Genomic DNA, 26,488 nt, shown 5'->3' with positions numbered 1-26,488 from the left:
GGTCACGAGGCGGCTCCGAGGGATCCGAAGGTGAGGGGCAGGTTGTCGATCAGCCGGGTGGCGCCGACGCGGGCGGCCACGGCGAGGACGGCGTCACCGGTGAAGCCGTCGCCGATCTCGGTGAAGTCGGACGGGTCGACCAGGGCGAGGTAGTCCAGCTTCAGGGGCGGGTCGAGGCGCGCGGCCTCATCCAGGACCTGGTGCACGGCGGCGCGCACGGCCGCCGGGCCGCCGGGCGCGGCGGTGGCGACCGCGTGCGCGTCGGCCGCCGCGCGGGACTCGCCTATGGCGCTCAGCGCCTCCGCACGCGCGTGCGTGGAGGGCACTTCGCGGGCCCGCGCGCGCAGCGCCTCCTGTGCGGCGTGCCGGTCGCGGCCGGCGAACAGGGCGCGGGACAGCGCGAGGGCGGTGCGGCGTTCGGCGGGCGAGAGGTAGCGGTTGCGGCTGGACAGGGCGAGCCCGTCCTCCTCGCGCACGGTCGGTACGCCGACGATCTCCACGCCGAAGTTCAGGTCGCGCACCATGCGCCGGATCAGGGCCAGTTGCTGGGCGTCCTTCTGGCCGTACAGGGCGACGTCGGGGCGGGTGAGGTGCAGCAGCTTGGCGACGACGGTGAGCATCCCGTCGAAGTGCCCGGGCCGCGAGGCACCCTCCAGACGCTCGCCCATGGGGCCCGCGGCGACGCGCACCTGGGGTTCGCCGCCCGGGTAGACCTCGTCCACGGCGGGCGCGAAGACGGCGTCGGCGCCCGCCTGTTCGGCGAGCTTCAGGTCGGCGTCCAGGGTGCGCGGGTAGCGGTCGAGGTCCTCGCCGGCGCCGAACTGCAGCGGGTTGACGAAGACGGTGACGACGACCTCGCCCTCCGGCCCGGCGATCTCGCGCGCGGTACGGATCAGCGTGGCGTGGCCCTCGTGCAGCGCTCCCATGGTCATCACGACGGCACGGCGGCCGCGACGCACGCGCGCGTGCAGCTCTTCGGCGGTGCTCAGCAGGGCGGTGGTCATCAGGCGTTCCCCTCGGTGCCGTTGGTCCCGTTCGTGCCGTCGGTGCCGCCGCCGTCGGCCAGCACCCCGAGCAGGTCCTCGGCGAGCTCCGGCTTCAGCAGGCCGTGGGCGAGGGCCCGGTCGGCGGTCGCGCGGGCCATCGCCAGATAGCCGGCGACGGCCTGCGGGGAGTGCTTGCGCAGCTCGGCGACGTGCGCCGCGACCGTTCCGGCGTCCCCGCGCGCCACGGGGCCGGTGAGCGCGGCGTCACCGGAGCGCAGCGCGTTGTCCAGGGCGGCGCCGAGCAGCGGGCCGAGCATCCGGTCGGGGGCGGAGACACCGGCCGTGCGCAGCAGCTCCATGGACTGGGCGACCAGGGTCACCAGGTGGTTGGCGCCCAGGGCGAGGGCCGCGTGGTACAGCGGGCGGTTCTCCTCGCTGATCCACTCGGGCTCGCCGCCCATCTCGATGACCAGGGCCTCGGCGGCCAGCCGCAGCTCCTCGGGCGCGGTGACCCCGAAGGAGCAGCCCGCCAGGCGCTGGACGTCGACGGGAGTGCCGGTGAAGGTCATGGCCGGGTGCAGCGCCAGCGGCAGCGCACCCGCGCGCAGGGCGGGGTCGAGGACCTTGGCGCCGTACCGGCCGGAGGTGTGCACGAGCAGTTGCCCGGGCCGTACGGCGCCGGTCTCGGCGAGGCCGGCGACGAGGCCTGGCAGGGCGTCGTCGGGGACGGTGAGCAGCACCAGGTCCGCGCGCCGGAGGACCTCGGCGGGCGCCACCAGGGGCACGTCCGGGAGCATCGTCTCGGCGCGTCTGCGGGAGGCGTCGGAGACTCCGGACACCGCCACCGGGCGGTGCCCGGCGAGCTGGAGGGACGCGGCCAGGGCGGGGCCCACGCGTCCGGCGCCGACCACGCCTACGGTGAGCCGCGCGGGGCGGTCCTTGAGGTCTGGCTGGTGGACTGTACTCACGCGACGGTGGCCTTCCCGTTCCAGTCCGCTCTGGGTACCGGACGATTTCTCGTCATGTTAACGCTATCCGGTGAAGCGCTGCCGGTTGTCCACAGGCTGTGGGCTTCGCCACGGCCCGGGCGCCGGGAAATCCGGCTGCCGCGCCGGGGCCGAGCAGGGCATGATCCCCGGCATGAGCGATACGGCTGAGCAGGGCGGGGAGCGGTCGGCGGCACAGCGGCTGCGCGAGCGGCGCGGGGTCGCCCAGCGGCAGGCGCGGCGGGTGCTGTCGCGCGCGGGCTGGCGGGGCACGATCCGCGAGCGGCTGGCGCTGCTGCAGGAGGCCGCCCCGGGGGTGTACGACCTGGACGAACAGGCGGACATCTACGGCGACGGGGTCGTGGCCGCCCTGGAGGAGCGGGTCGCCGCGCTGCTCGGTACGGAGGCCGCCGCGTTCTTCCCGACCGGCACGATGGCCCAGCAGGTCGCCCTGCGCTGCTGGGCGGCCCGCACCGGCGACACCACCGTCGCCCTGCACGGCCTGGCCCACCCCGAGGTGCACGAACGGCACGCGCTCAGCCAGGTCGCCGGTCTGCGTCCGGTCCGGGTGACCAGCGAGCCCCGGCTGCCCACCGCCGGGGAGATACGCGACTTCCCCGAGCCCTTCGGGGCGCTGATGCTGGAGCTGCCCCTCAGGGACGCCGGTTTCCTGCTGCCCTCGTGGGAGGAGCTGACCGAGGTCGTGGCGGCGGCCCGGGAACGTGACGCGGTGGTGCACTTCGACGGCGCGCGCCTGTGGGAGTCGACCGTCCACTTCGGCCGGCCCCTGGACGAGATAGCCGGCCTGGCGGACAGCGTGTACGTGTCGTTCTACAAGTCCCTCGACGGCTTCGGCGGCGCCGCGCTGGCCGGTCCGAGGGCCCTGGTCGAACAGGCGAGGACCTGGCGGCACCGGTACGGCGGGATGGTCTTCCAGCAGTTCCCGACCGCGTTGTCGGCGCTCGTAGGGCTGGACCGGGAACTGCCCCGGCTGCCGGAGTACGTGCGTCACGCGCGCGTGGTCGCGGCGGCGCTGCGCGAGGGGTTCGCCGCGGCCGGCCTGCCGTGGGCGCGCGTCCACCCCGAGGTGCCGCACACCCATGAGTTCCAGGTCTGGCTGCCGTACCGGCCCGAGGTGGTGGCCGAGGCGGCGGTGCGGCAGGGCGAGGAGACCTCGGTGCTGCTCTTCGCGAACGGCTGGGAGGAGGCCGGGCCCGGCGTCGCGCGCACCGAGGTCACCCTCCGCTCGGCGGGCCTGGAGTGGACGGCGGACGACGTGCGGGCGGCGGTCGCGGACTTCGCGGCCCGGCTGCCGACGGCTCCGTAGCGGCGGGGCCGGGGGGTGGCGGGCAGCGGTCTCAGTCGAACCGGATGTGCCGCAGGCTCACGCCGGCCTGCCGGAGCCGGGTCCGTACCGGGCCCCCGTGATGGGGGCGGAGGGTGAGGCCGGCCAGGACGGCGATGCGGTCCGCCGTCTTCGGCACGGTGGTGTGGTCCGTCCACAGGTGCTCGGCGAACTCCGGCTCGCGCAACCGCCGCAGGCAGTGGTCGAGCCGGCCCACCGCCCAGGTCTCCCCGCCCGCTCCGCCGCCCTTCCCGCCGGCGAGGCGCAGCAGGCGCCCGAAGCGGCGCTCCCGCAACCTCCTGAGCACCGTCTCGCGTTCGGCGAGCAGTGTGAAGTGCCGTACGTCGTGGCCGAGTCCGCGCAGCCGGCCGACCGTCTCGGCGAAGTGGCCGGGATCGGTCACCGTCATGGGGGCGATGACCACGCCCGCCTGCCCGGCGAGGGCCAGGTCGAGGACCTCGACGACGCCCTGCCGCCAGGACGCCAGATCCTGGAAGTCGCCGCGCAGTGCGGACGGGAGCATGCGGTGGAGGCCGAATCCGACGTGCTCGGGGTCGCAGACGACGCTGCCGGGCAGGCGGCGCTGGATCTCGTACGCGGTCTGTGTCTTGCCGCCCCCGAAGGGGCCGTTGATCCACAGGAGCATGACGGCGACCCTACCGACGCCGGCCCGCCCGCCGGGGCCGGTCGGCCGTGGCCGCCCGTCAGCCGTGGCCGCCGGCCCGCACCAGTCCGGTCTCGTACGCCAGCACCACCACCTGCACCCGGTCGCGCAGGCCGAGCTTGGTCAGGATGCGGCCCACATGGGTCTTCACGGTCGCCTCGGACAGCACCAGCCGGGCCGCGATCTCCCCATTGGACAGGCCCTGCGCGACCAGCACCATGACCTCGCGCTCGCGGTCGGTGAGCCGCTCCAGCTCCTTGTGCCGGGGCTCCCCGACGCCGGACGGCAGCATCGGCGCGAACCGGTCCAGCAGGCGCCGGGTGGTGGAGGGCGCCACCACCGCGTCCCCGCTGTGCACGGCGCGGATGGCCGTCAGCAGCTCGCCGGGCGGCACGTCCTTGAGCATGAAGCCGGAGGCGCCCGCCTTCAGCCCGGAGAAGGCGTACTCGTCCAGGTCGAACGTGGTGAGGATCAGCACCTTCGGCGGGCTGGGCTCGGCGCAGATCCGCCGGGTGGCCTCCACCCCGTCCAGCTTCGGCATGCGGACGTCCATCAGGACCACGTCGACGTCGGTGGAGCGGACCGTCTGGAGGGCCTCGACGCCGTCGCCCGCCTCGGCGACGACCTCCATGTCCGGCTGGGCGGCGAGCACCATCCGGAACCCGGTGCGCAGCAGCACCTGGTCGTCCACGAGCATCACGCGGATCGTCATCGGGGTCCTCTTCCGTTCGTCATCGGGGGTCGTGCGGGGGTCGTGCGGGGCAGTCAGGGAGTCGCGCCGGGGGCGTGACAGGTGAAAACAGGGGGCGTGCGGTGGCGTCAGTGCGCCGGTTTGAGCGGCAGTAGCACGCTGATGCGGAAGCCTCCACCAGGACGCGGGCCGGCGTCCAGGGTGCCGCCGACCATCCCGACCCGCTCCCGCATGCCGATCAGGCCGTGCCCCTGCCCGTCGGCGCCGCCCTCCTCGTACAGCTCGTGCGGGGCGCCCTTGCCGTCGTCCTCGACGAGCAGGCCGAGCCCGTCGTCGAAGTAGACGAGGCGCACGCTCGCGCCCGCGTTGGGCCCGCCGTGCTTGCGGGTGTTGGTGAGCGCCTCCTGCACGATGCGGTACGCGGTCAGCTCCACGCCGCTGGGCAGCGGGCGCGGGGTGCCCTCGACCTTGAAGTCCACGGGCAGGCCCGAGGTGCGGCACTGCTCGACGAGGTCGTCGATCTGGTCGACGTCCGGCTGCGGGACGTACTCCCCCGTCTCCTGGTGCTCGCCGGTGCGCAGCACGCCCAGCAGGCGGCGCATCTCGGCGAGGGCCTGCCGGCCGGTGGAGGAGATGGTCTCCAGGGCCTTCTTCGCCTGGTCGGGGGCGGCGTCGAGGACGTAGGCGGCGCCGTCGGCCTGCACCACCATCACCGACACGTTGTGCGCGACGACGTCGTGCAGCTCGCGCGCGATCCGGGCGCGCTCGGCGGCGACCGCGACCTTGGACTGGGCCTCCCGCTCCCGCTCCAGGCGGGCGGCGCGCTCCTCGAGCTGGGCGAAGTAGGCGCGGCGGGTGCGCATGGAGTCGCCGAGCACCCAGGCCAGGGCGAACGGCACCGTCTGGAACACCGCTATCGCGAGCTGGCCCAGCACGCCGGTGTGCTCGGCGGGCCAGCGGACCTGGGCCAGGGCGGCGGCGAACAGGCTGACGGAGAGCGCGAGCCGGGAGGCCCAGCGCGCGCCCATCGTCGCGACCGTGTAGGTGATCACCAGCATGGCGAAGTCGGCGGCGGTCGACTCGATGTCCAGGATCAGCTGGGCCAGCCCGGTCGCGAGGGCCAGCAGGAGCATCGGCTCGGGGAAACGGCGGCGCAGCGCCACGACGACGCACAGCACGGCGGACACCGCCAGCCCCCCGGCGACCGGCATGTGGTGTCCGGGCGCCCTGCTGAGACTCACCACGCTCACACCGGAGAGCCCGAACAGGACGACGGCCCAGAAGCTGTCGACCCATGCCGGGTGCCTGCGGAGGAAGTCATAGAGGCGCTGCACGTAACCCAGAGTAGGGAAATGAAATGAGTGCACGGGTCAACCGGAGGGCCGATCCCCACGGGGCACGCGTACTCCGCAAGGTGGAGGAAGTGATCACCTGTGCGCCTAGTCTGTTTCGGTGACGGACGAGGCGACGGCCCGCAGCGGGCCTGCGGGACGCGGGTGGCGGCAGGCGGCCCAGGAGGCGCTGTACGGGCCGGGCGGCTTCTACCGGCGGCCCGAGGGCCCCGCCGGGCACTTCCGTACCTCGGTGCACGCCTCCCCGCTGTTCGCACGCGCCGTGGCCCGGCTGCTGTGCCGGGTCGACGAGGCGCTCGGCCGGCCGGGCACCCTGGACTTCGTCGACATGGGGGCCGGACGGGGTGAGCTGGTCACCGGCGTGCTCGCGGCGCTGCCGGCCGGGGTGGCCGCCCGCGCGCGCGGGTACGCCGTCGAGCTCGCCGAGCGTCCGGCGGGGCTGGACGAGCGGATCACCTGGCTGAGCGAGCCCCCGGACACGGTCACCGGGCTGCTGTTCGCCAACGAGTGGCTGGACAACGTGCCGGTGGACGTAGCCGAGGTGGACCGGGCGGGAGTGCCCCGGCTGGTCCTCGTCACGGCGGACGGCACGGAGCGGCTCGGGGAACCGGTGTCGGGGGCGGACGCGGACTGGCTGGCCCGGTGGTGGCCGCTGCCCGCCGAGCAGGGGCTGCGCGCGGAGATCGGACGGCCCAGGGACCTCGCCTGGGCTGCCGCGTTGGAGCGGGTCGAGCGGGGGCTCGCGGTGGCCGTGGACTACGCGCACGGCGCCGGCGCGCGCCCGCCGTTCGGGACCCTCACCGGGTTCCGGGAAGGCCGCGAGACGGCGCCCGTGCCGGACGGCTCCTGCGACATCACGGCGCATGTCGCGCTGGACGCGTGCGCGGCGGTACGCGCGGAGGCGTCCCCGCCCGCGCGTCTGCTCACGCAACGCGACGCCCTGCACGCCCTGGGCCTCACCGGCGCACGCCCCCCGCTCACGCTCGCCGCGACGGACCCGGCAGCCTATGTGCGCGCCCTCGCGAGCGCCGGGGAGGCCGCAGAACTCACCGCCGCTGACGGACTCGGCGGCTTCGGCTGGCTGCTCCAGCCGGTCGGCGCCCCGGACCCGCTCGACTGAGCCCCGCCGGCTTCCCGGGCCCTACTTGTCGATGTCCCCCACCACGAAGAACATCGACCCCAGGATCGCCACCATGTCGGCCACCAGCGTCCCCGGCAGCAGTTCGGTCAGCGCCTGGATGTTGTTGTACGACGCCGAGCGCAGCTTCAGCCGGTACGGGGTCTTCTCACCCTTGCTGACCAGGTAGTAGCCGTTGATGCCGAGCGGGTTCTCGGTCCACGCGTACGTGTGCCCCTCGGGCGCCTTCAGCACCTTCGGCAGCCGCTGGTTGACCGGCCCCGGCGGCAGCTCGGCCAGCCGGTCCAGGCAGGCGTCGGCGAGGTCCAGCGCGTTGTGGGTCTGCTCCAGCAGGCACTCGAAGCGGGCCAGGCAGTCGCCCTCGTCCCGGGTGACGACCTTCAGGGTGTCCTGGAGGTCGCCGTACGCCAGATAGGGCTCGTCACGGCGCAGGTCGAAGTCGACGCCGGAGCCGCGCGCGATGGGCCCGCTGACGCCGTAGGCGTGCACCGCCTCCGGCGAGAGTGCGCCCACGCCCCTCGTGCGCCCCCGGAAGATCTCGTTGCCGAGCACCAGGTCGTCGAAGACGTCCATACGGGAGCGCACGGCGGCGACGGCGGCACGCGCGCGTGCCGTCCACCCGGCCGGCAGGTCCTCCTTGAGGCCGCCGACGCGGTTGAACATGTAGTGCATGCGCCCGCCGGAGACCTCCTCCATGACGTTCTGGAGCACCTCGCGCTCCCGGAACGCGTAGAACACCGGCGTGATCCCGCCCAGCTCCAGCGGGTACGACCCGAGGAACATCAGGTGGTTCAGCACCCGGTTCAGCTCGGCGAGCAGCGTGCGCGTCCACACCGCGCGCTCGGGGACCTCCATCCCGAGCATCCGCTCCACGGCGAGGACCACGCCCAGCTCGTTGGAGAACGCCGACAGCCAGTCGTGGCGGTTGGCGAGCATGATGATCTGCCGGTAGTCGCGCGCCTCGAAGAGCTTCTCCGCCCCCCGGTGCATGTAGCCGATCACCGGCTCCGCGCGCTGGATGCGCTCGCCGTCCAGCACCAGCTTGAGCCGCAGCACGCCGTGCGTGGACGGATGCTGGGGGCCGATGTTGAGCACCATGTCGGTGCTCTCGGCGGCGCCGCCGACGCCGACCGTGGTCTCCGTCGCAGTCATGGACCCAGTCTCCCCTACGTACGCTGGCCCCATGGAGACGGGGAGCCCGGCGGAGACCGGGGTGGCGGGGGACGAGCCGGTGTGGCGGGGGCTGCCGCCCGGGCTGCTGCGCATGCGCCGGCTGCTGCTGGCGGTGTGGGCGGGCGTGCTGGCCCTGGCGGCGGGGCTGCTGCCCGGCCTGCTCGCGGGTCCGGCCTGGGGAGCCTTCGCGCTGCTCCCGCTGGCCCTGGCCGCGTGGCTCTGGCGGCTGCTGGGCCGCAACTGGCGCTCATGGCGGTACGCCGAGCGCGCCGACGACCTGCTGATCCGCCGCGGCGTGCTGTGGCGCGAGGAGACCGTGGTGCCGTACGGGCGGATGCAGCTCGTGGAGGTCACCTCCGGTCCCCTGGAGCGGTACTTCGGGCTGGCCAGCGTCCAGCTGCACACCGCGGCCGCGGCGACCGACGCGGTCGTCCCGGGCCTGGACCCGGCCGAGGCGGAACGGCTGCGCGACCGGCTCACCGAGCTGGGCGAGGCCCGGTCGGCGGGGCTGTGACGGCCCAGGCCCCCGGCGGCGAGCCGGACCGCCCGCCGGTCGCCGAGCGGCGGCTGCACCCCGTCACGCCGTTCCGGCGGGCCTGGGCGCCGGTCGCCGTGCTCGCCGGCTGGGCCGTGCACGATCCGAACGCGGCGCAGGAGCAGTTGGCGAGATTGACCGGCACCATGCTGCTCATAGGGCTCAGCGTGCTGGTCCCCGCGGCCGGCCTGTACGGCTTCCTGTCCTGGTGGTTCACGCACTTCGCGGTCACCGGAGGCGAACTGCGCATCCGCACCGGCCTGCTGTTCCGGCGCACCGCGCACATCCGGCTGGAGCGCATCCAGGCGGTCGACGTCACGCGGCCGCTGCTCGCGCGCGTGGCGGGGGTGGCCAAGCTCCGCATCGACGTCGTCGGCGCCGCCAAGAAGGACGAACTCGCCTTCCTGGGCGAGCGGGAGGCGCGTGCCCTGCGCGCGGAACTGCTCGCGCGCGCGGCGGGCTTCGCGCCCGAGACGGCACGCGAGGTCGGCGAGGCACCGGCGCGGGAACTGCTGCGGGTGCCGCCGCGCGCGCTGGTGCTCTCCCTCCTGCTGACGGGCGCCACCTGGGGCTCGCTGGCCGCCGCCCTGGTCGTACCGCCCCTGCTGTGGTTCGCCACGCACAGCGTGTGGACGGTCCTCGCCACCGCCCTGCCGCTGCTGGGCGCCGCCGGCGCGAGCAGCGCGGGCCGGTTCGTCGCCGAGTACGACTGGTCGGTGGGCGAGTCCCCGGACGGGCTGCGCATCGACCACGGGCTGCTCGACCGCGCGCACGAGACGGTCCCGCCGGGCCGGGTCCAGACGGTGCGCATCGTGGAGCCGCTGCTGTGGCGGCGGCCGGGCTGGGTGCGGGTGGAACTGGACGTGGCCGGATCCGACAACTCGGTCCTGGTACCGGTCGCCCCGCGCGCGGTCGCCGAGTCGGTCATAGCGCGCGTGCTGCCCGGCGTGACCGTACCGGCGTCGCCGGCCCGGCCCCCGCGACGGGCCCGCTGGTGCGTACCGGTGTGGTGGCGCGGGCACGGCCTCGCGGTCACGGACGCGGTGTTCGCCGCCCGGCACGGCCTGCTGCGCCGCCGGCTGTCCCTGGTCCCGCACGCCAAGGTGCAGAGCGTACGGCTCACCCAGGGGCCCTGGGGGCGGCTGTGGCGGCTCGCCGACGTGCACGTGGACACCGGGGCCGGCAGGACCGTCACGGCCCGGCTGCGCGACGCGGACGAGGCCGCCCGGCTGCTGCGCGCCCAGGCGGAGCGCTCCCGCACCGGCCGCCGGGACGCCCGCCCGGACCGCTGGATGGCCTGAGCGGGGCGGCCGCCGGGTACGACGGAGCCCGGCTCCCCTCGTGGGACGCCGGGCTTCCGTTCCCGCGGGTTCGCCGTGACGGCTTCAGGAGGCCGCGCTGCGCAGCCCCTGGACGTCGATCTGCTCCGTCTCGTCGTGCGCGGTCAGGTCGATGACCTGGCCGACGCCGCGCGCCCGGTCGTCGGCGGTCTTGAACTCCGCCTCGGCCTCGGCCTTGTGCAGCGCGAGCGCCTCCTGACCGACGACGTCCGCCAGGTCCTCGTTCTGCACGGACTCCAGCGCCTCGGACGAGGTGTGCTTGTGGGTGCCGAAGAAGTCGAACCCGCCCTCGATCGCGGCGCGCCGGGCGGGCGCGGCCGGTACGACGGCCACCGCGGTCGGCACCGTGAAGTGCCCCGCGGGCTGCTGCGCCGCGGACTTGGCGGGCTCGGCCGGTGCCGTCGTGGTGGCGGCCGGGCGCGTGTGCTCCCCGGCCGCCCCGGGCTTCCCCTGCGCCTCGTCCTCCTGGACGGCGCCCTCGCTCCGGGGAGCGCCGGCCGCTTCCGTCACGCCGGCCGCGGCGCCCTCTCCTTCGGCGGCCGCCCCGGGCGGCACGGCTGCGGCGGACCGGGACCCGGCCGCCGGCTCGGCGGCGGGCCTCACGGTCCCGGCGTCGGCGGCAGGCCTGCCGGGAGCGTCGGTGCCGGGCTCGGCGAAGGCGTCGGCGTCGGACTCGGCGGGACCCTTGGCGTCGGGCTCGACGGGGGCCTCGGCGTCGAACCGGGACAGGGCCGTCGCGGCCCGCAGGTAGAGCCGCGAACCCTCGGGCGAGAACACGGCACCGGGCTCCGGCTTCTCCTCGTCGGCCGTCTCCGACGACTCGGCGGTCCCCAGGGCCTCGGGGTCGTCGGGCTCGGCGAGTGTCTCCGGCTCGGCGCTGCGCGCGGGCGGCAGCGCGAGCGCTCCGGACGGCTCGCCCGCCTCGATCTCCAGCAGCCGGCGCCCCTCCAGGGCGCTCGCCCGCTCGGTCTCGGCGGTCGCGTAGCGGCGCAGCAGGGCGGCGTGCTCGTTGCGCAGCCCGGCCAGCTCCGCGCGCTTGGCGCGCAGCCGCCGCTCGAGCTTGGTGCGCAGCTCCCGCGACTCGTCGAGGTCGGTCTCCAGTTCGGCGACCCGTTCCTCGAAGCGCCACTCGTCGCTGGCACGCGCGCGCGTGAGGTCGGCGACCTGCTTGCCCGCATGGGTGTCCCAGCGGCGCATCACGACGGCGCCCGCGACGGCGGTCGCCGCGGCGGCCGCGGCCAGCACGCGCAACACGGTGGCCTCGGAGAACACCCAGGGACCCAGCGCGCAGACGACGGAGACTCCGGCGATCGCCGACGGTGGCAACAGCCGGTGCAGAGGTGGGGAATGGCGGTGGCGTCCACGTGGCATGGCCAGAAACTTACCGCGCGTAGGCGAATCATGGGTCCCCGCTCCGTAAAAACACGGCCACACCGGCAGCTTCGCCGGCCCCGGCGGCACCAGGGTCAGCGGTCGCTGAGCCTTCCGCTGATCCACTGCAGCGTCGGCGGGATCTCCCGCCTCCAGGTGTTGAAGTTGTGCCCGCCGCTGTCCAGGATGATCGACGAGATCCGGGTCCGGTTCGTGGCCTTCACCCGCTCTATGAACCTGAGCGTGTCGCGGTAGTTGTGCTCGCCGACCCGGCTGCTGGTGACGAGCAGTGAGGTGTCGGGCGCGGGGGCGTGCTTGAGGAGCCACCACAGGTCGGCGCGGTCGCGCAGGTTCCGGTCGCCGTGGAAGAGGTCGCCGGTCGTCGGGTCGATCGGCGCCTTGTAGTACGGCGACAGGCCCGCTCCGGCCGCGTACACGTCCGGGTGGTGCATGGCCAGCTTCAGCGCGCAGTAGCCGCCGGTGGAGTCACCGATGACGCCCCAGCTCCCGGGCCGCTTGCCCACCCGGTAGTGGGCCAGCACGGCCTCCGGGAGGTCTTTGGCGAAAAACGTCTCCGTCCGCGGCCCGCCCGGGACGTCCACGCACTCCGTGTCCCGCGGCGGCGCCACGGTCGGCCGCAGCATCACCAGGATCATCGGCTGCATCCGCCCGTCCTTGGCCAGCTCCTGCGCCGTACGCGGATAGTTCAGCTTGTCGACCAGGGCCTGCGCCGTGCCGGGGTAGCCGGTCAGCACGACCGCCGCCGGGAACGTACGCGTGCGGTACCGCGGCTGGAAGTACTCGGGGGGCAGGTAGACGTACGCCGGTGAGGCGATGCGGGACCCGCGGCCCCTGATGTCGACCTTCTGTATCTGCCCGGCCGTCCGCGGCCCGGAACCCGTCACGCCCGGCACCGGGGAGGTGGAGAGCACCTGCAGCGGGCCGCCCGGGCCACCGTCCGGGGAGTGGTCGACGACGACCCCCTGTTCGGTCTCCCGGCCGAACAGGTCCGCCCAGCCCGCGTAGAAGCCGAAGGCCTGGTTGGCGCCGATCCCCAGGGAGGCGAAGAGGGCGAGCTGAGTGGCGAGGAGCAGTCCTACGCGTCCACTGACGGACCGCCAGCTCGGCCGGGCCAGCCGCGGCCACAGCCACACCGTGGCGACGAACAGAGCCACGGCGAGCACGATCGCCAGCACCAGCACCTTGTTGCTCGTGAGACCCATGGGCTGTTTCCGCCTGCGCTTTCCGCCCGTGCGCCGCCCACACATCGTCGCGAAGGCTTGCCCGGGGCTTTCCTCGGCCTTTGACCCGGCTTTCCGGAGGGGAGTGAACCTCTCTCCCCGAGACACCGTCCTAGAGGGCGCAATGTCGCCGGATGCCCGATCGGCACCGGATTCAAGGTCTCTCGCAGAACTACGGGATGCGATGTCTGTCAGGATAGATGGGGAAATGTCGGGCGGGGTTCCGAGCCGATCAAGCCGGGCGCGGCGCATCCTGCGCGGCCCGCGCCCCGAGGCCGTTCCCACGCTGGTCGCCAGGGCGTGTGCCGTCGTGGGCGTTCTGGACATCGCCGCGGGCGTCTTCCCGCGCTTCCGCCACAGCCGTATGCACGCGATGGCCGAGGTGCTGCCCGGCTCCTTCGGGCCCTTCGCCGCGGCCCTCTCACTGAGCGCCGGCGTGCTGTTGCTGCTGCTCGCGCACGGGCTCAGGAGGCGCAAGCGCCGGGCGTGGCGCGCCGCCGTCGCACTCCTCCCGGCAGGCGCGGTGGCCCAGTTCGCCTACCGGCACTCCCTCATCGGCATGCTCATATCGGTGGCGCTGCTGGTGCCGCTGCTGCGCCACCGCGACGAGTTCGCCGCCCTGCCCGACCCCCGCAGCCGCTGGCGCGCGCTCGCCAACTTCGTCCTCATGAGCGCCGGTTCGCTCGCCCTGGGCCTGGTCATCGTCAGCGTCCACCCGGGCCGGACGATCGGCGACCCGAGTCTCGCCGACCGCCTGACCCACGTCCTGTACGGCCTGTTCGGCTTCGAGGGCCCGGTGGACTACGCCGGCAACACCTCGTGGACCGTCGCCTTCTCCCTCGGCGCGCTCGGCTGGCTCACCACGGCCACCACCGTCTACCTGGCCTTCCGTCCCGAGCACCCGGCCGCCCGCCTCACCGAGGAGGACGAGGCCAGGCTCCGCGCGCTGCTGCACCGGCACGGCCGGCGCGACTCCCTCGGCCACTTCGCGCTGCGCCGCGACAAGGCGGTCGTCTTCTCCCCCAGCGGCAAGGCGGCCGTCACCTACCGCGTCGTCTCCGGCGTGATGCTCGCCAGCGGGGACCCGATCGGCGACGTCGAGGCCTGGCCCGGCGCCATCGAGCGCTTCATGGACGAGGCGAGGGCCCACTCCTGGACGCCCGCCGTCATGGGCTGCTCCGAGACCGGCGGCGAGGTCTGGACCCGCGAGACCGGCCTCGACGCCCTGGAGCTGGGCGACGAGGCGGTGGTCGACGTGGCGGATTTCTCGCTGGCCGGACGCGCGATGCGCAATGTGCGCCAGATGGTCAAGCGCATCGAGCGGGCCGGCTACGAGACCCGGGTACGGCGCATCCGTGACCTCGGCGACGCCGAACTGGAGCGCATCCGCCGGGCGGCGGAGGACTGGCGCGGCACCGACACCGAACGCGGCTTCTCCATGGCGCTCGGCCGCATCGGGGACGCCGCCGACGGCGACTGCCTTATCGCCACCGCCCACAAGGCCGAGGAGGAACCCGGGGAGTACGGCGACCTGAAGGCGATCCTGCACTTCGTGCCCTGGGGCGAGGACGGCGTCTCGCTGGACCTCATGCGCCGCGACCGGAGCGCCGATCCCGGCATGAACGAACTGCTGATCGTCGCCGCCCTGCAGGCCGCCCCGAAATTCGGCGTCACGCGGGTCTCACTGAACTTCGCGATGTTCCGCTCCGCCCTCGCGCGCGGGGAGAAGATCGGCGCGGGCCCGGTGCTGCGCGCCTGGCGCGGGCTGCTGGTCTTCCTCTCCCGCTGGTTCCAGATCGAGTCGCTGTACAAGTTCAACGCCAAGTTCCAGCCCCGCTGGGAGCCCCGCTTCGTCGTCTACCGCGCCTCGGCCGACCTGCCCCGCATCGGCTTCGCCGCCATGCAGGCCGAGGGCTTCGTCGACCTCGCCCTGCCGCTGCCGAGGTTCCTGCGCCGGCGCGGCCCGGCCGTCGAGCGTCCCTGCGCGCACGCGGTCGTGGAACGCGACGTCCGGGCGGCCTAGCCGCCCGGGCGGGCGGTCCGGACGTCGCGCGGCGGCGCCCCACCCGGCACGGGCGCCACCGCGCGTTCACGGCACCGCCCTGGGCCTACGCTGAAGGTATGAACAACCTCAGCGGGCGCGGCCATGTGGCAGGCCTTCCGGCATGGGACCGGTGCGCGGTCATGGGAGTCGTGAACGTGACCCCCGACTCCTTTTCCGACGGCGGCCGCTGGTTCGACACGAACGCCGCCGTCAAGCACGGTCTCGAGCTGGTCGCCCAGGGCGCGGACCTGGTCGACGTCGGCGGCGAGTCCACCCGCCCGGGCGCCACCCGTGTCGACGAGGCCGAGGAACTCAGGCGCGTCATCCCCGTCGTCCGCGGCCTCGCCTCCGAGGGCGTCGTCGTCTCCGTCGACACCATGCGCGCGCGTGTCGCCGAACAGTCCCTCGCCGCCGGCGCCGCCCTCGTCAACGACGTCAGCGGCGGCCTTGCCGACCCCGCGATGATCTCCGTGGTCGCCGCCACCGGCGCGCCCTTCGTCGTCATGCACTGGCGCGGTTTCCTCGAGGGCGGCAACGTCCAGGGCGACTACGAGGACGTCGTCGCCGAGGTCGTGGACGAACTGCGCGCACGTGTGGAGGCCGTACTGGCGGGCGGCATCGCCCCCGACCGCATCGTCGTCGACCCCGGTCTCGGCTTTTCCAAGGAGGCCGAGCACGATCTCGCCCTCCTCGCCCACCTCGACAGTCTGCGCGCCCTCGGCCACCCGCTGCTCGTCGCCGCCTCCCGCAAGCGGTTCCTCGGCCGCGTCCTCGCCGGCCCGCAGGGGGCTCCGCCACCGGCCCGGGAACGCGACGCCGCCACGGCCGCCGTCTCCGCGCTCGCCGCACAGGCAGGCGCCTGGGCGGTACGCGTGCACGAGGTGCACGCCAGCGCGGACGCGGTGCGGGTCGCGCGCGCCGTGGAGGGAGCGCGCGCGGAACGGTCCGCGCGCGGCGCGGACGGCGAGCACGGGGCGGAAGGAACCCGGTGAGCGCCCCCCACACCGACGTCGAGCAGGTGGAGGCCGCCAACACCGCCTTCTACGAGGCGATGGAGCGCGGAGACTTCGAGGAGCTGTCCTCCCTCTGGCTCGTGCCCGCCGACCTGGGCGTCGACGAGGAGTACCACGACCCGGCCGACACCGGCGTGGTCTCCTGCGTCCACCCCGGCTGGCCGGTGCTCACCGGCCGCGCCGAGGTCCTGAGGTCGTACGCGCTGATCATGGCGAACACCGACTACATCCAGTTCTTCCTCACCGACGTGCACGTCTCGGTCACCGGGGACACCGCCCTGGTGACCTGCACCGAGAACATCCTCAGCGGCGGCCCGGCCCCCGAGGAGGGGGCCGAGCTCGGCCCCCTCCTCGGCCAGCTCGTCGTCGCCACCAACGTCTTCCGCCGCACCCCCACCGGATGGAAGCTCTGGTCGCACCACGCCTCCCCCGTACTGACCGAGAGCGACGAGGAGGACGAGAACGGCCAAGAAGGGGTGAATGGCGTGAATCCGGACGATGGACCCCTGCTCTGAACGGCCACACGCGCCGGGGGAGCCGAGAAGTGGTTGGAATCACGAACCTGGGGTAGGAGCGGCTACCAGCCCATGACGTGGCCGGGTTCCCCAGGGAGAACACGTGATGAAACCTCCGGGTCCGGCCCGGCCCGTGCCCCGGTGCCCGGGATCTGTCAGTGCCCGCAGGTAGATTCGTCCCAGGCCGGTGTGCCGTCCGCACGTGGCACCGCCCGGTCGTTTCCGACGATTGCAGGAGTGATTCGCGTGGATCGTGTCGCGCTGCGCGGCCTGAGGGCCCGCGGGCACCACGGCGTGTTCCCCAAGGAACGCGAGGAGGGCCAGACCTTCCTCGTCGACCTCGTCCTCGGCCTGGACACCCGGCCGGCCGCCGCCGACGACGACCTGACGAAGACCGTGCACTACGGCATCGTCGCCGAGGAGGTCGTGGCCGTCGTCGAGGGTGAACCGGTGAACCTCATCGAGACCCTCGCCGAGCGGATCGCCCAGACCTGCCTGAAGCACGAAGGGGTCCAGGAGGTCGAGGTCTGCGTCCACAAGCCGGACGCCCCGATCACCGTGCCCTTCGACGACGTGACCGTCACGATCACCCGGAGCCGAGTATGACCCGACCTTTCACCCAGGGTCACAGCGACCCCACCGTCCAGCCGGTGCCCGCCGCGGTCGTCGAGCAGGTCGACGCCGCCGACACCACGCTGAGCAACCCCAAACGGGCCGTGATCTCGATCGGCTCCAACCTCGGCAACCGCCTGGAGACCCTCCAGGGCGCCGTCGACGCCCTCGAGGACACCCCCGGCGTCCGCGTGAAGGCCGTCTCCCCGGTCTACGAGACGGAACCGTGGGGCGTCGAACCGGGCTCGCAGCCCTCCTACTTCAACGCGGTCGTGGTCCTCAAGACCACGCTGCCCCCGTCCTCCCTGCTGGAGCGGGCCCACGCCGTCGAGGAGGCCTTCCACCGGGTCCGCGACGAGCACTGGGGACCACGCACCCTGGACGTCGACATCGTCGCCTACGCCGACGTCACCTCCGACGACCCGCGGCTGACCCTCCCCCACCCACGAGCCCACGAACGCGCCTTCGTGCTCGCGCCCTGGCACGACGTCGACCCGCAGGCACAGCTCCCCGGCCTGGGCCCGGTGGCCGACCTGCTGTCGGACGTCACCCGCCACGGCGTAGAAGCACGCGCGGACCTGGAACTCCGACTGCCCGAGTAGTCGTTAAGGTCAAGACGACCACATTCCGGGACGGTCCGGGGGAGCTGAAGGGACACCGTGAAACAGCTGCGCATCAGGGTGCTGGCCGGCGTGTTCGTCGTGGCCGGAGTCCTGTCCTGGGCGGGCGCCCGCCTCTGGAACTCGATCGGGACCCTGCCCAGTGTCCCCCTGGCCGCCCCCGTCGTCCTCGCCCTGATCGCCGTGGTCCTGCTCGCCACCGCGCTCTCGCTGCGCGCCCGCTTCAAGGCCCAGCGCGAGCGCCGTCCCGGCGCGAAGGGGGTCGACCCCCTGATGGCCGCCCGGGCGGTCGTCTTCGGCCAGGCCAGCGCTCTCGTGGCCGCCCTCGTCGCCGGCATGTACGGCGGCACGGGCGTCTTCCTCCTGGAGCTCCTCGACATCCCGGCCCGCCGCGACCAGGCCATCTACGCCGGCCTCTCGGTCCTGGCCGGCATCGCCGTCATAGCGTCGGCCATGTTCCTCGAACGGGTCTGCAAACTCCCCGAGGACGACGACCAGAACCACACGGGCGCGGAGCCGGTGGCCTGACCGCCGGCCCCGGGGGAAGCCCTCAGGAGTCCTGGGAGTCCTACCGGCCCTTCGGCGGTGTCAGCGCGCCATGATGAGGCTCATCGCCTCGTTCCGCGTCGCCGCGTCCCGGAGCTGGCCGCGCACCGCCGAGGTGAGCGTCTTCGCCCCCGGCTTGCGGATGCCGCGCATCGACATGCACATGTGCTCGCACTCGATGACCACGATGACTCCGCGGGGTTCGAGTATCTCCATGAGGGAGTCCGCGATCTGCGTGGTGAGCCGTTCCTGCACCTGCGGGCGGCGCGCGTAGACGTCCACGAGGCGAGCGAGCTTGGACAGCCCGGTGATCTTGCCGGAAACAGACGGAATGTAGCCGACGTGGGCAACACCCCTGAAGGGGACAAGATGATGTTCACAGGTGCTGTACACCTCGATGTCCTTCACGAGGACCATCTCGTCGTGTCCCAGGTCGAACGTCGTCGTCAGGACGTCCTCGGGCTCCTGCCACAGGCCGGCGAAGATCTCCCGGTACGCCCGCGCCACCCGCGCCGGGGTCTCCCTGAGGCCCTCACGGTCCGGGTCCTCACCGACCGCGATCAGCAGCTCCCGAACGGCGTTCTCGGCGCGCTTCTCGTCGAACTCGCCGACACGGCCCTCGCCGTCCAGCGTCACGGGGTCGGTCATCTGGGTTCCTCGTTCCTGTGCCTGTCACGCGTGCGGCCCACGCGAGCTGTCCGCGGGCATACGAAAATGCCGCACCCCCCAGGCTAGAACCTGGGGGGTGCGGCATTCATTCCGGCCCGTCGGCCGGAACGATCAGCTCTCGGGGCGGTCCTCCGGGGTCTGCTCGGTCACCGGGGCGGTGTCCGAGGCCGTGGACTTGGCCGTGCTGATGGCCGCCGTCGCACCGTTCGCGCCGTTGGTCAGTGCCAGCTCCTTGGGGGAGAGCACCGGCGGGCGGGTGGAGGGGGTGCGGCGGGAGGAGCCGGTCCAGGCGGGCCGCGGCGGGCGCTTGTGGATCGTGGCGAAGACCTCGGCGATCTCCTCCTTGCCCAGGGTCTCCTTCTCGAGGAGGGCCAGGACGAGGTTGTCGAGCACGTCGCGGTTCTCGACCAGGATCTCCCAGGCCTCGTTGTGAGCGGTCTCGATGAGCTTCTTGACCTCTTCGTCCACCAGCGCGGCGACCTCTTCCGAGTAGTCGCGCTGGTGAGCCATCTCACGTCCGAGGAAGGGCTCGCTGTTGTCCCCGCCGAACTTGATCGCGCCGAGCCGCTCGGTCATGCCGTACTGCGTGACCATCGCGCGGGCCAGGTTGGTGGCCTTCTCGATGTCGTTGGCGGCGCCGGTGGTCGGGTCGTGGAAGACCAGTTCCTCCGCCGCGCGGCCGCCCAGCATGTAGGCGAGCTGGTCGAGCATCTCGTTGCGGGTGGTGGAGTACTTGTCCTCGTCCGGGAGCACCATCGTGTAGCCGAGGGCGCGCCCCCGGGACAGGATGGTGATCTTGTGGACCGGGTCGGAGTTCGGTGAGGCCGCCGCGACCAGGGCGTGACCGCCCTCGTGGTACGCGGTGATCTTCTTCTCCTTGTCCGACATGATCCGGGTCCGCTTCTGCGGGCCCGCGACCACCCGGTCGATCGCCTCGTCCAGCGCCTTGTTGTCGATCAGCTTCTGGTCACCGCGGGCGGTGAGCAGGGCTGCCTCGTTCAGCACGTTGGCGAGGTCGGCGCCGGTCATGCCGGGGGTCCGGCGGGCGACGGCGGCCAGGTCGACGTCGGGCGCGACCGGCTTGCCCTTCTGGTGGACCTTGAGGATCTCCATGCGGCCCTGCAGGTCCGGCGGGTCGACGGCGATCTGCCGGTCGAAACGGCCGGGACGCAGGAGGGCCGGGTCGAGGATGTCGGGCCGGTTGGTGGCGGCGATGAGGATGACGCCACCCTTGACGTCGAAGCCGTCCATCTCGACGAGCAGCTGGTTCAGCGTCTGCTCGCGCTCGTCGTGTCCACCGCCGAGGCCGGCGCCGCGGTGGCGGCCGACCGCGTCGATCTCGTCGACGAAGACGATCGCCGGAGCGTTGGCCTTGGCCTGCTCGAACAGGTCGCGGACCCGGGAGGCACCGACACCGACGAACATCTCGACGAAGTCGGAACCGGAGATCGAGTAGAAGGGAACCCCGGCCTCGCCGGCCACGGCGCGGGCGAGCAGGGTCTTGCCGGTACCAGGGCGGCCGTACAGCAGCACGCCCTTGGGGATCTTGGCACCGACGGCCTGGAACTTGGCCGGCTCCTGCAGGAACTCCTTGATCTCGTGGAGTTCCTCGACGGCCTCGTCACATCCGGCGACGTCGGTGAACGTCGTCTTCGGGGTGTCCTTGGTGATGAGCTTGGCCTTGGACTTGCCGAAGTTCATGACCCGGGAGCCGCCGCCCTGCATCTGATTCATCAGGAACAGGAAGACGACCACGATGAGGACGAAGGGCAGCAGGGAGAGCAGGACGCCGAGGAACGGGTTCTGCTTGGACGGCGAGACCGTGTAGCCGTCCGGGATCTGCTTTTCCTGGTACTTGCTCTGCAGCGTGCTGGCGATGGTCACGCCCTGGTCGCCGATGTAGCTCGCCTGGATCTTGGAGCTGCCGTCGACCTTCTGACCATCCTTGAGCTCGACCTTGACGGTCTGCTCGTCACCGGTGGTGAGCTTGGCCGACTGGACCCTGTTGTCGTTGATCGCCGCCACGACCTGGCCGGTGTCCACCGTCTTGTAGCCGCCGGACGAGCCGACGACCTGCATCAACACGACCACGGCAAGGACGGCCAGCACGATCCACATGACCGGCCCACGGAAGTATCGCTTCACGTCCATCCATACGGAGCGGTGTCGCCCCGTCCCTCCTGCCATAGTGAGTTTGATAAGACAGTTCTTCTGACGGTACCCCAGCATTGTTGTCCGAAGCCGCACGGAGCGGCATCGACGGCCGGCAATCCCGTCTCTGCATGCTCCAACGCGGGGAAACCCGCTGGGGTTCCCGGTCGTCCTACAGGGAATGGCCCGGTTGGCTCAGCCGCCGTAGACGTGGGGCGCGAGCGTACCGACGAACGGCAGGTTGCGGTACTTCTCGGCGTAGTCGAGGCCGTAGCCGACGACGAACTCGTTCGGGATGTCGAAGCCGACCCACTCGACGTCGATGGCGACCTTGGCGGCGTCCGGCTTGCGCAGCAGCGTGCACACCTTGAGGGTGGCGGGCTCGCGCGAGCCGAGGTTGTTGATCAGCCAGGACAGGGTCAGGCCGGAGTCGATGATGTCCTCGACGATCAGGACGTGCTTGCCCTTGATGTCGGTGTCGAGGTCCTTGAGGATGCGGACGACACCGGAGGACTGGGTGCCCGCGCCATAGGAGGACACGGCCATCCAGTCCATGGTGACGGGGGTGGACAGCGCCCGGGCGAGGTCCGCCATGACCATCACCGCGCCCTTGAGGACGCCGACGATGAGCAGGTCCTTGCCCGCGTACTCCGCGTCGATCTTCGCGGCCAGCTCGGCCAGCTTCGCGTCGATCTCTTCTTTGGTGATGAGTACCCGCTGAAGGTCGGCACCCATGTCGTTCGCGTCCACCCGCATCACTTTCGGTCGTCCCGCACTTACGGCCAAGCACTCGCGTGCTTCCGGCCGACCCGCCCGCCGGAGGGGGTCCTCCGGGGCCGCGATGTCAGCCCTGCCGAATCACCAGTCTGCCACCCTGGCGCTGGGCGACGACTTTGCCCGGGAGATTGATGACTCCCTGGCCGCGCCATCCGGTGATCAGCCGGTCGACTTCCTCGATGTGGCGGGCGAAGAGGGATCCCGCCGGGGCACCGGCCTCGATGGCGGCGCGGCGCAGGATGCGGCGGCGTACGGCGGGCGGGAGGGCGTAGAGCTTGGCGCACTCCAGGAAACCCGTGGCGTCGCGTACGGAGGCCTCGGCCTGCCTGGCCCAGGTGTCGAGGGCGTCGGCGTCGTCGCGGGAGAGCTGGGCGGTGCGGGCGAGCGCTTCCACGACGCCCTTGCCGAGGGCCTTCTCCAGGGCGGGCAGGCCTTCGTGCCGGAGCCGGGAGCGGGTGTAGGCGGGGTCGGCGTTGTGCGGGTCGTCCCAGACCGACAGCGACTGGGCCATGCAGGCCTTGCGGGCGGTCTGCCGGTCCAGGGTCAGGAAAGGGCGCCGGTAACGGCCGCCGGCCCCCGAGACCGCGGCCATTCCGGACAGGGAGCGGATGCCGGAGCCGCGGGCGAGGCCGAGCAGGACGGTTTCGGCCTGGTCGTCGCGGGTGTGGCCGAGCAGGACGGCGGTGGCGCCGTGGCGTTCGGCCGCCGCGTCCAGGGCGGCGTAACGGGCGTCGCGGGCGGCGGCCTCGGGTCCGCCCTCGCGGCCGACGGTCACGGCGATGGACTCGACGGGGTCGAGGCCGAGGCCGCGCAGCTTGAGCACGACCTCGTCGGCGCGCAGTCCGGAGCCGGGCTGGAGGCCGTGGTCGACGGTGATGCCGCCGGCGCGGATGCCGAGTTTGGGGGCTTCGAAGGCGAGGGCGGAGGCGAGCGCCATGGAGTCGGCGCCGCCGGAGCACGCGACGAGCACGAGCGGGGAGGGGGGCCGCTCGGCCGGACCCCGCCCGGCGGCGGTCCGGATGTGCCCGGTGCTTCGTCCGATGGTGCTGGTGTGGTCGGTCAGGATGTCGTGGAGGACGCGGCGGACCGCCAGGCGTATCGCCGCGACCGATGGATGGGGACCCATGTCCGGTTCCCTTCATGAAGTTTTCGGGGGGTGAGCCCGAGGATCGGTCACTCAGAGTGTGTCGATGGTGACAGAAGCGGGCCGTTCCCCGAGCATTGCACGCCTACCCATGGCTCACGGTCCCTCGGACGGGTGATTGGAGGGGCGTTCGCCTGCCGTCGGCCGGATTCGTCTCACGGCGTCGCGGCGTGGTTCACGACTCGGCCTTGCGGTGCACCCGTGCGACCCAGTCCGCCGGTTTGGCGATCTCCGACTTGGTGGGCAGGGTGTTGGGCGAGGTCCAGACGCGGTTGAAGCCGTCCATGCCGACCTGGTCGACGACGGCGCGCACGAAGCGTTCGCCGTCGCGGTACTGCCTGAGTTTGGCGTCCAGGCCGAGCAGCTTGCGCAGGGCGAGGTCGAGCCGGGAGGCGCCCTTGGCGCGGCGCTGCTGGAACTTCTCGCGGATCTCGGCGACGCTCGGCACGACCTGGGGGCCGACTCCGTCCATGACGAAGTCGGCGTGGCCCTCGAGCAGGGACATCACGGCGGTGAGGCGGCCGAGGATCTCGCGCTGGGCGGGGGTCTGCACCAGTTCCACGAAGGAGCGCCCGCCGTCGTCCTCCTCGCCCTCGGGGCGGCCGCCGGCGAGGGACTGGGCGGCTTCCCGGACGCGTTCCAGGACGGTCATCGGGTCGACGTCGGTCTCCGCCAAGAACGACTGGATCTCGCCCTCGAGGTGGTCCCGGAGCCAGGGCACGGCGGTGAACTGGGTGCGGTGCGTCTCCTCGTGCAGGCAGACCCAGAGCCGGAAGTCGTGGGGCTGGACGTCGAGTTCGCGTTCCACGTGGACGATGTTGGGCGCGACCAGGAGCAGCCGGCCGCCGCCGTTCTCCCCGGCGGGCAGGTCGCGGGAGGCGGGGGCGAAGGTCTCGTACTGGCCGAGGACGCGGGAGGCGAGGAAGGACAGCAGCATGCCGAGTTCGACGCCGGTGACCTTGCCGCCGACGGCGCCGAGGACGGCGCTGCCCGGGTTGCCGCCGCGCCGTTCCTGCATCTTGTCCAGCAGGGGCTTGAGGAGTTCCCGGAAGCCGGCGACGTTGGCCCGGACCCAGCCGGGGCGGTCGACGACCAGGACCGGGGTGTCGTGGGTCTCCTCGGTGCCCAGCCGGGTGAAGCCCCGGACGTGTTCCTCCGAGGCCTTGGCGTGCCGGCGCAGTTCCGCGACGACGTCCCTGGCCTCGTCGCGGCTGACTTCGGGGCCCGGTCGTACGAGCCGTGTCGCGGTCGCCACCGCGAGGTTCCAGTCGACCATCCCGGGAGATGCGGTGCCACCGAAGCTCGTCATGCGTCAACGGTACGTGAGCGGTCCCCTTTCGGGCAGGCCGTGCGGGGCGTTCCGGGTCGCCCGCGGAAGGGGGCGGCCCCGTCCGGCGGCGGCTATCCGCAGCCGCAGCCCGCGAGGGCCGTGGCCGTCTCGTCCAGGGCCGACTGGGCCTCCTGGGCGCTGGCGGTGCCGGAGGCCATGAAGGCGAAGGCGAGCAGGTGGCCGTCGCGGTCGACGGCCGTGCCGGCCAGGGTGTTGACGCCGGTGAGCGTGCCGGTCTTGGCCCGTACGACGCCGGCCGCGCCGTCGGTGTAGCGGTCGGTCAGGGTGCCGGTGAAGCCGGCGACGGGGAGTCCGGTGAGGACGGGCCGCAGGCCGGGGCGGGCGGGGTCACCGGCCTTCACCAGGAGGGCGGTGAGGAGGTTCGCCGTCAGCCTGTCGTCGCGGTCGAGGCCGCTGCCGTCGTGGAACGAGGCGCCGGTCAGGGGCAGTCCGAGCTTGCGCAGCTGCACGGCGATGGCCTTGGCGCCGCCGGTGAAGCTGCCCGCCTCGCCGCTCGCGAGGGCGGTCTGGCGGGCCAGGGTCTCGGCGATGTCGTTGTCGCTGTTGGTCAGCATGCGCTCGACGAGGGTGGCCAGGGTGGGTGAGGAGACGGTGGCGAGGGTCTCGGCGCGGCCGGTGGCCTTGGAGGGGCCGGGGGGCGTGGTCTCGACGCCGGCGTCGTGGAGGAAACCGGCGAACTTGCGGGCGGCGTCCGCCGCCGGGTCGGTCACGCGGGCCGCGGGGCCGCTGGTGGACGCGTCGGTGCGGCCCTCGTCGGCGGTCAGGGCGCTCACCGGGGCGAGGTTGTCGTTGACGCCGATGGGGTGGAGGGCCGGGCCGGAGAAGAGCGTGGTGTCGTAGGACAGCGTGATCTTGTGGATGCCGCGCTTGGCGAGGGTGGCGGCGGTGTCCGCGGCGAGGGTGCGCAGGCTCGCCCAGTCCCCGGCGTCGCGGCGCGCGGTGAGGGTGGGGTCGCCGCCGCCGGCCAGGACCAGTTCCCCGGTGTCGGGTTCGAGCGCGGCGCGGGTGGTGAAGCGGTGGTCGGAGCCGAGGGCGGACAGCGCGGCGACCGCGGTGGCGATCTTGGTGGTGGAGGCGGGGGTGAGGGCCTGGTCGGCTCCGGCGGCGTAGAGCCGCGTGCCGGTGGTGACGTCGACGACGGCCGCGCCGCGGTCGGAGCCGAGCGCCGGGGCGTCCAGGAGGGGTCCGAGGACGTCCGTGAGGGCCTGCCGGCCGGGCGGGGCCTTCTTGGTGCTGACGGTTCCGGTGGTGCCGCCCAGCCCCGCGAGGACGGCCGCGGCGCTCGGCGCGGCCTGGGGGGTCCGAGCGCTCGTGCCGGATCCGCCGTGATCTGCGCCACCTGATCGCTCCAGGGCGGCCGCCCGGTCCCGCTCGGCCGTACGCTGACCGTTGGCGTCCCAGGGACCGGTGGCGGTCACCACCGCGGCGGCCAGTGCCAGCCCGGCGGTGGCGGCGCCCGCGGTGTACTGCCAGGTCCTGACGGTCCGCCGGCGGGGGAGGTGCGCGAGTTCGGGGCGCACGGCCTTCGTCAGCCGCGCGATCCGGGGTTTCGCGGCCGTCGCGGCACGCGCGAGGCGCGGTCGTACGGCGTTCGCGATCCGCCGCACCTGCGGTCCCGCGGCTCGCCAAGGCCTCTGCTCTGGCACGACCACCAGCCCCTTTCGCGATCACACACCTGCGTGAGGGACACTTAATCACCAGAACTATGTGTTGATCATGGAGGAGCCACCGGTGGAGTTCGACGTCACGATCGAGATCCCGAAGGGTTCGCGCAACAAGTACGAGGTGGACCACGAGACCGGTCGGATCCGCCTGGACCGTCGTCTCTTCACCTCGACCGCGTACCCGACCGACTACGGCTTCGTCGAGAACACCCTCGGCGAGGACGGCGACCCGCTGGACGCGCTGGTCATTCTTGACGAGCCGACCTTCCCGGGCTGCCTGATCAAGTGCCGCGCGATCGGCATGTTCCGGATGACGGACGAGGCGGGCGGCGACGACAAGCTGCTGTGCGTGCCGGCCACCGACCCGCGCGTGGAGCACCTGCGCGACATCCACCACGTGTCGGAGTTCGACCGCCTGGAGATCCAGCACTTCTTCGAGGTGTACAAGGACCTGGAGCCCGGCAAGTCGGTCGAGGGTGCCAACTGGGTGGGCCGCACGGACGCCGAGGTGGAGATCGAGCGGTCGTACAAGCGCTTCAAGGAGCAGGGCGGCCACTGAC

Annotated in this window: 25 protein-coding genes; 11 read left to right on the top strand and 14 right to left on the bottom strand. The window is 72.8% G+C overall.

The window, feature by feature from the left end; genetic code table 11:
* Positions 1-2 precede the first annotated feature (2 nt).
* On the bottom strand, positions 3-1,004 hold the full coding sequence (panC, locus tag ACZ6B1_RS19940) for a pantoate--beta-alanine ligase (RefSeq protein WP_468780067.1): 1,002 nt from the start codon (positions 1,002-1,004) through the stop codon (positions 3-5).
* Positions 1,004-1,954, bottom strand: coding sequence for a Rossmann-like and DUF2520 domain-containing protein (locus ACZ6B1_RS19935; RefSeq protein WP_468780065.1), 951 nt, complete (start codon positions 1,952-1,954; stop codon positions 1,004-1,006). Before ACZ6B1_RS19935 ends, panC begins: the two co-directional genes overlap by 1 nt.
* Positions 1,955-2,126: 172 nt before the next feature.
* On the opposite strand from ACZ6B1_RS19935, the gene ACZ6B1_RS19930 reads away from it, so the two are divergent.
* Positions 2,127-3,299, top strand: a complete 1,173-nt coding sequence (locus ACZ6B1_RS19930) for a threonine aldolase family protein (RefSeq protein WP_468780063.1) — start codon at positions 2,127-2,129, stop codon at positions 3,297-3,299.
* Positions 3,300-3,330: 31 nt separating this feature from the next.
* On the opposite strand, the gene ACZ6B1_RS19925 is transcribed toward ACZ6B1_RS19930, so the two are convergent.
* The 3 genes from ACZ6B1_RS19925 to ACZ6B1_RS19915 form a co-directional block, all read right to left on the bottom strand.
* A complete protein-coding gene (locus ACZ6B1_RS19925) occupies positions 3,331-3,963 on the bottom strand; it encodes an AAA family ATPase (RefSeq protein WP_468780061.1) in 633 nt (210 codons plus the stop codon).
* A gap of 58 nt (positions 3,964-4,021) precedes the next feature.
* On the bottom strand, positions 4,022-4,693 hold the full coding sequence (locus ACZ6B1_RS19920) for a response regulator (RefSeq protein WP_468780059.1): 672 nt from the start codon (positions 4,691-4,693) through the stop codon (positions 4,022-4,024).
* Positions 4,694-4,800: 107 nt separating this feature from the next.
* The gene (locus tag ACZ6B1_RS19915) at positions 4,801-6,006 is read right to left on the bottom strand and encodes a sensor histidine kinase (RefSeq protein ID WP_468780057.1); all 1,206 of its coding nucleotides are present in this window, start codon (positions 6,004-6,006) and stop codon (positions 4,801-4,803) included.
* Positions 6,007-6,124: 118 nt separating this feature from the next.
* Here ACZ6B1_RS19915 and ACZ6B1_RS19910 point away from each other — a divergent pair, with 118 nt between their 5' ends.
* On the top strand, positions 6,125-7,144 hold the full coding sequence (locus tag ACZ6B1_RS19910; RefSeq protein WP_468780055.1) for an SAM-dependent methyltransferase: 1,020 nt from the start codon (positions 6,125-6,127) through the stop codon (positions 7,142-7,144).
* Positions 7,145-7,165: 21 nt separating this feature from the next.
* On the opposite strand, the gene ACZ6B1_RS19905 is transcribed toward ACZ6B1_RS19910, so the two are convergent.
* Positions 7,166-8,314 carry an NADH-quinone oxidoreductase subunit D gene (locus ACZ6B1_RS19905; protein ID WP_468780053.1) on the bottom strand — a complete coding sequence of 383 codons (1,149 nt, stop codon included), beginning with the start codon at positions 8,312-8,314 and terminating at the stop codon, positions 7,166-7,168.
* Between the two features lie 31 nt (positions 8,315-8,345).
* Here ACZ6B1_RS19905 and ACZ6B1_RS19900 point away from each other — a divergent pair, with 31 nt between their 5' ends.
* Together ACZ6B1_RS19900 and ACZ6B1_RS19895 are read left to right on the top strand one after the other, a co-directional pair.
* Entirely contained in the window at positions 8,346-8,849 is a 504-nt protein-coding gene (locus ACZ6B1_RS19900) for a PH domain-containing protein (RefSeq protein ID WP_468780051.1), read from the top strand.
* On the top strand, positions 8,846-10,171 hold the full coding sequence (locus ACZ6B1_RS19895; RefSeq protein WP_468780049.1) for a PH domain-containing protein: 1,326 nt from the start codon (positions 8,846-8,848) through the stop codon (positions 10,169-10,171). The genes ACZ6B1_RS19900 and ACZ6B1_RS19895 overlap by 4 nt, the downstream gene beginning before the upstream one ends.
* Before the next feature lie 84 nt (positions 10,172-10,255).
* Here the strand turns inward: ACZ6B1_RS19895 and ACZ6B1_RS19890 are convergent, their stop codons facing one another.
* Together ACZ6B1_RS19890 and ACZ6B1_RS19885 are read right to left on the bottom strand one after the other, a co-directional pair.
* Positions 10,256-11,581: a hypothetical protein gene (locus ACZ6B1_RS19890; RefSeq protein ID WP_468780047.1), complete on the bottom strand. Its 1,326-nt coding sequence runs from the start codon at positions 11,579-11,581 to the stop codon at positions 10,256-10,258.
* A gap of 95 nt (positions 11,582-11,676) precedes the next feature.
* The gene (locus ACZ6B1_RS19885; protein ID WP_468780045.1) at positions 11,677-12,804 is read right to left on the bottom strand and encodes an alpha/beta hydrolase; all 1,128 of its coding nucleotides are present in this window, start codon (positions 12,802-12,804) and stop codon (positions 11,677-11,679) included.
* A 226-nt stretch (positions 12,805-13,030) separates the two neighbouring features.
* On the opposite strand from ACZ6B1_RS19885, the gene ACZ6B1_RS19880 reads away from it, so the two are divergent.
* From ACZ6B1_RS19880 to ACZ6B1_RS19855, 6 genes are all read left to right on the top strand, one after another.
* Positions 13,031-14,845: a phosphatidylglycerol lysyltransferase domain-containing protein gene (locus tag ACZ6B1_RS19880; RefSeq protein ID WP_468780043.1), complete on the top strand. Its 1,815-nt coding sequence runs from the start codon at positions 13,031-13,033 to the stop codon at positions 14,843-14,845.
* Between the two features lie 98 nt (positions 14,846-14,943).
* Positions 14,944-15,858, top strand: a complete 915-nt coding sequence (gene folP, locus ACZ6B1_RS19875; protein WP_468780041.1) for a dihydropteroate synthase — start codon at positions 14,944-14,946, stop codon at positions 15,856-15,858.
* Complete coding sequence (locus ACZ6B1_RS19870) at positions 15,855-16,394, top strand: nuclear transport factor 2 family protein (RefSeq protein WP_468780039.1); 540 nt, start codon at positions 15,855-15,857, stop codon at positions 16,392-16,394. Before folP ends, ACZ6B1_RS19870 begins: the two co-directional genes overlap by 4 nt.
* A gap of 246 nt (positions 16,395-16,640) precedes the next feature.
* Positions 16,641-17,000 carry a dihydroneopterin aldolase gene (gene folB / locus ACZ6B1_RS19865; RefSeq protein WP_381808755.1) on the top strand — a complete coding sequence of 120 codons (360 nt, stop codon included), beginning with the start codon at positions 16,641-16,643 and terminating at the stop codon, positions 16,998-17,000.
* Entirely contained in the window at positions 16,997-17,608 is a 612-nt protein-coding gene (folK, locus tag ACZ6B1_RS19860) for a 2-amino-4-hydroxy-6-hydroxymethyldihydropteridine diphosphokinase (RefSeq protein WP_468780037.1), read from the top strand. The genes folB and folK overlap by 4 nt, the downstream gene beginning before the upstream one ends.
* Positions 17,609-17,665: 57 nt before the next feature.
* Positions 17,666-18,154 (top strand): DUF3180 domain-containing protein, encoded by a 489-nt coding sequence (locus ACZ6B1_RS19855; RefSeq protein WP_468780035.1) that lies wholly within the window; start codon positions 17,666-17,668, stop codon positions 18,152-18,154.
* A 60-nt stretch (positions 18,155-18,214) separates the two neighbouring features.
* On the opposite strand, the gene folE is transcribed toward ACZ6B1_RS19855, so the two are convergent.
* The 6 genes from folE to dacB all read right to left on the bottom strand — a co-directional run bounded on the left by folE (position 18,215) and on the right by dacB (position 25,916).
* A complete protein-coding gene (gene folE / locus ACZ6B1_RS19850) occupies positions 18,215-18,820 on the bottom strand; it encodes a GTP cyclohydrolase I FolE (protein ID WP_468780033.1) in 606 nt (201 codons plus the stop codon).
* A gap of 132 nt (positions 18,821-18,952) precedes the next feature.
* Positions 18,953-20,992, bottom strand: coding sequence for an ATP-dependent zinc metalloprotease FtsH (gene ftsH / locus ACZ6B1_RS19845; protein ID WP_365121166.1), 2,040 nt, complete (start codon positions 20,990-20,992; stop codon positions 18,953-18,955).
* Between the two features lie 195 nt (positions 20,993-21,187).
* The gene (gene hpt / locus ACZ6B1_RS19840; protein ID WP_199211431.1) at positions 21,188-21,748 is read right to left on the bottom strand and encodes a hypoxanthine phosphoribosyltransferase; all 561 of its coding nucleotides are present in this window, start codon (positions 21,746-21,748) and stop codon (positions 21,188-21,190) included.
* A gap of 88 nt (positions 21,749-21,836) precedes the next feature.
* On the bottom strand, positions 21,837-22,895 hold the full coding sequence (tilS, locus tag ACZ6B1_RS19835) for a tRNA lysidine(34) synthetase TilS (protein WP_468780031.1): 1,059 nt from the start codon (positions 22,893-22,895) through the stop codon (positions 21,837-21,839).
* 193 nt (positions 22,896-23,088) lie between these two features.
* Positions 23,089-24,222 (bottom strand): zinc-dependent metalloprotease, encoded by a 1,134-nt coding sequence (locus ACZ6B1_RS19830; protein WP_468780029.1) that lies wholly within the window; start codon positions 24,220-24,222, stop codon positions 23,089-23,091.
* Positions 24,223-24,314: 92 nt separating this feature from the next.
* Positions 24,315-25,916, bottom strand: coding sequence for a D-alanyl-D-alanine carboxypeptidase/D-alanyl-D-alanine endopeptidase (dacB, locus tag ACZ6B1_RS19825; RefSeq protein WP_468780027.1), 1,602 nt, complete (start codon positions 25,914-25,916; stop codon positions 24,315-24,317).
* Between the two features lie 79 nt (positions 25,917-25,995).
* On the opposite strand from dacB, the gene ACZ6B1_RS19820 reads away from it, so the two are divergent.
* A complete protein-coding gene (locus tag ACZ6B1_RS19820; protein ID WP_046730908.1) occupies positions 25,996-26,487 on the top strand; it encodes an inorganic diphosphatase in 492 nt (163 codons plus the stop codon).
* Position 26,488 lies beyond the last annotated feature (1 nt).

Source organism: Streptomyces sp. NPDC041129 (assembly GCF_055592265.1).
The sequence above is the reverse complement of the archived record's forward strand: the minus strand, read 5'-3'. Positions and strand labels throughout refer to the sequence as shown.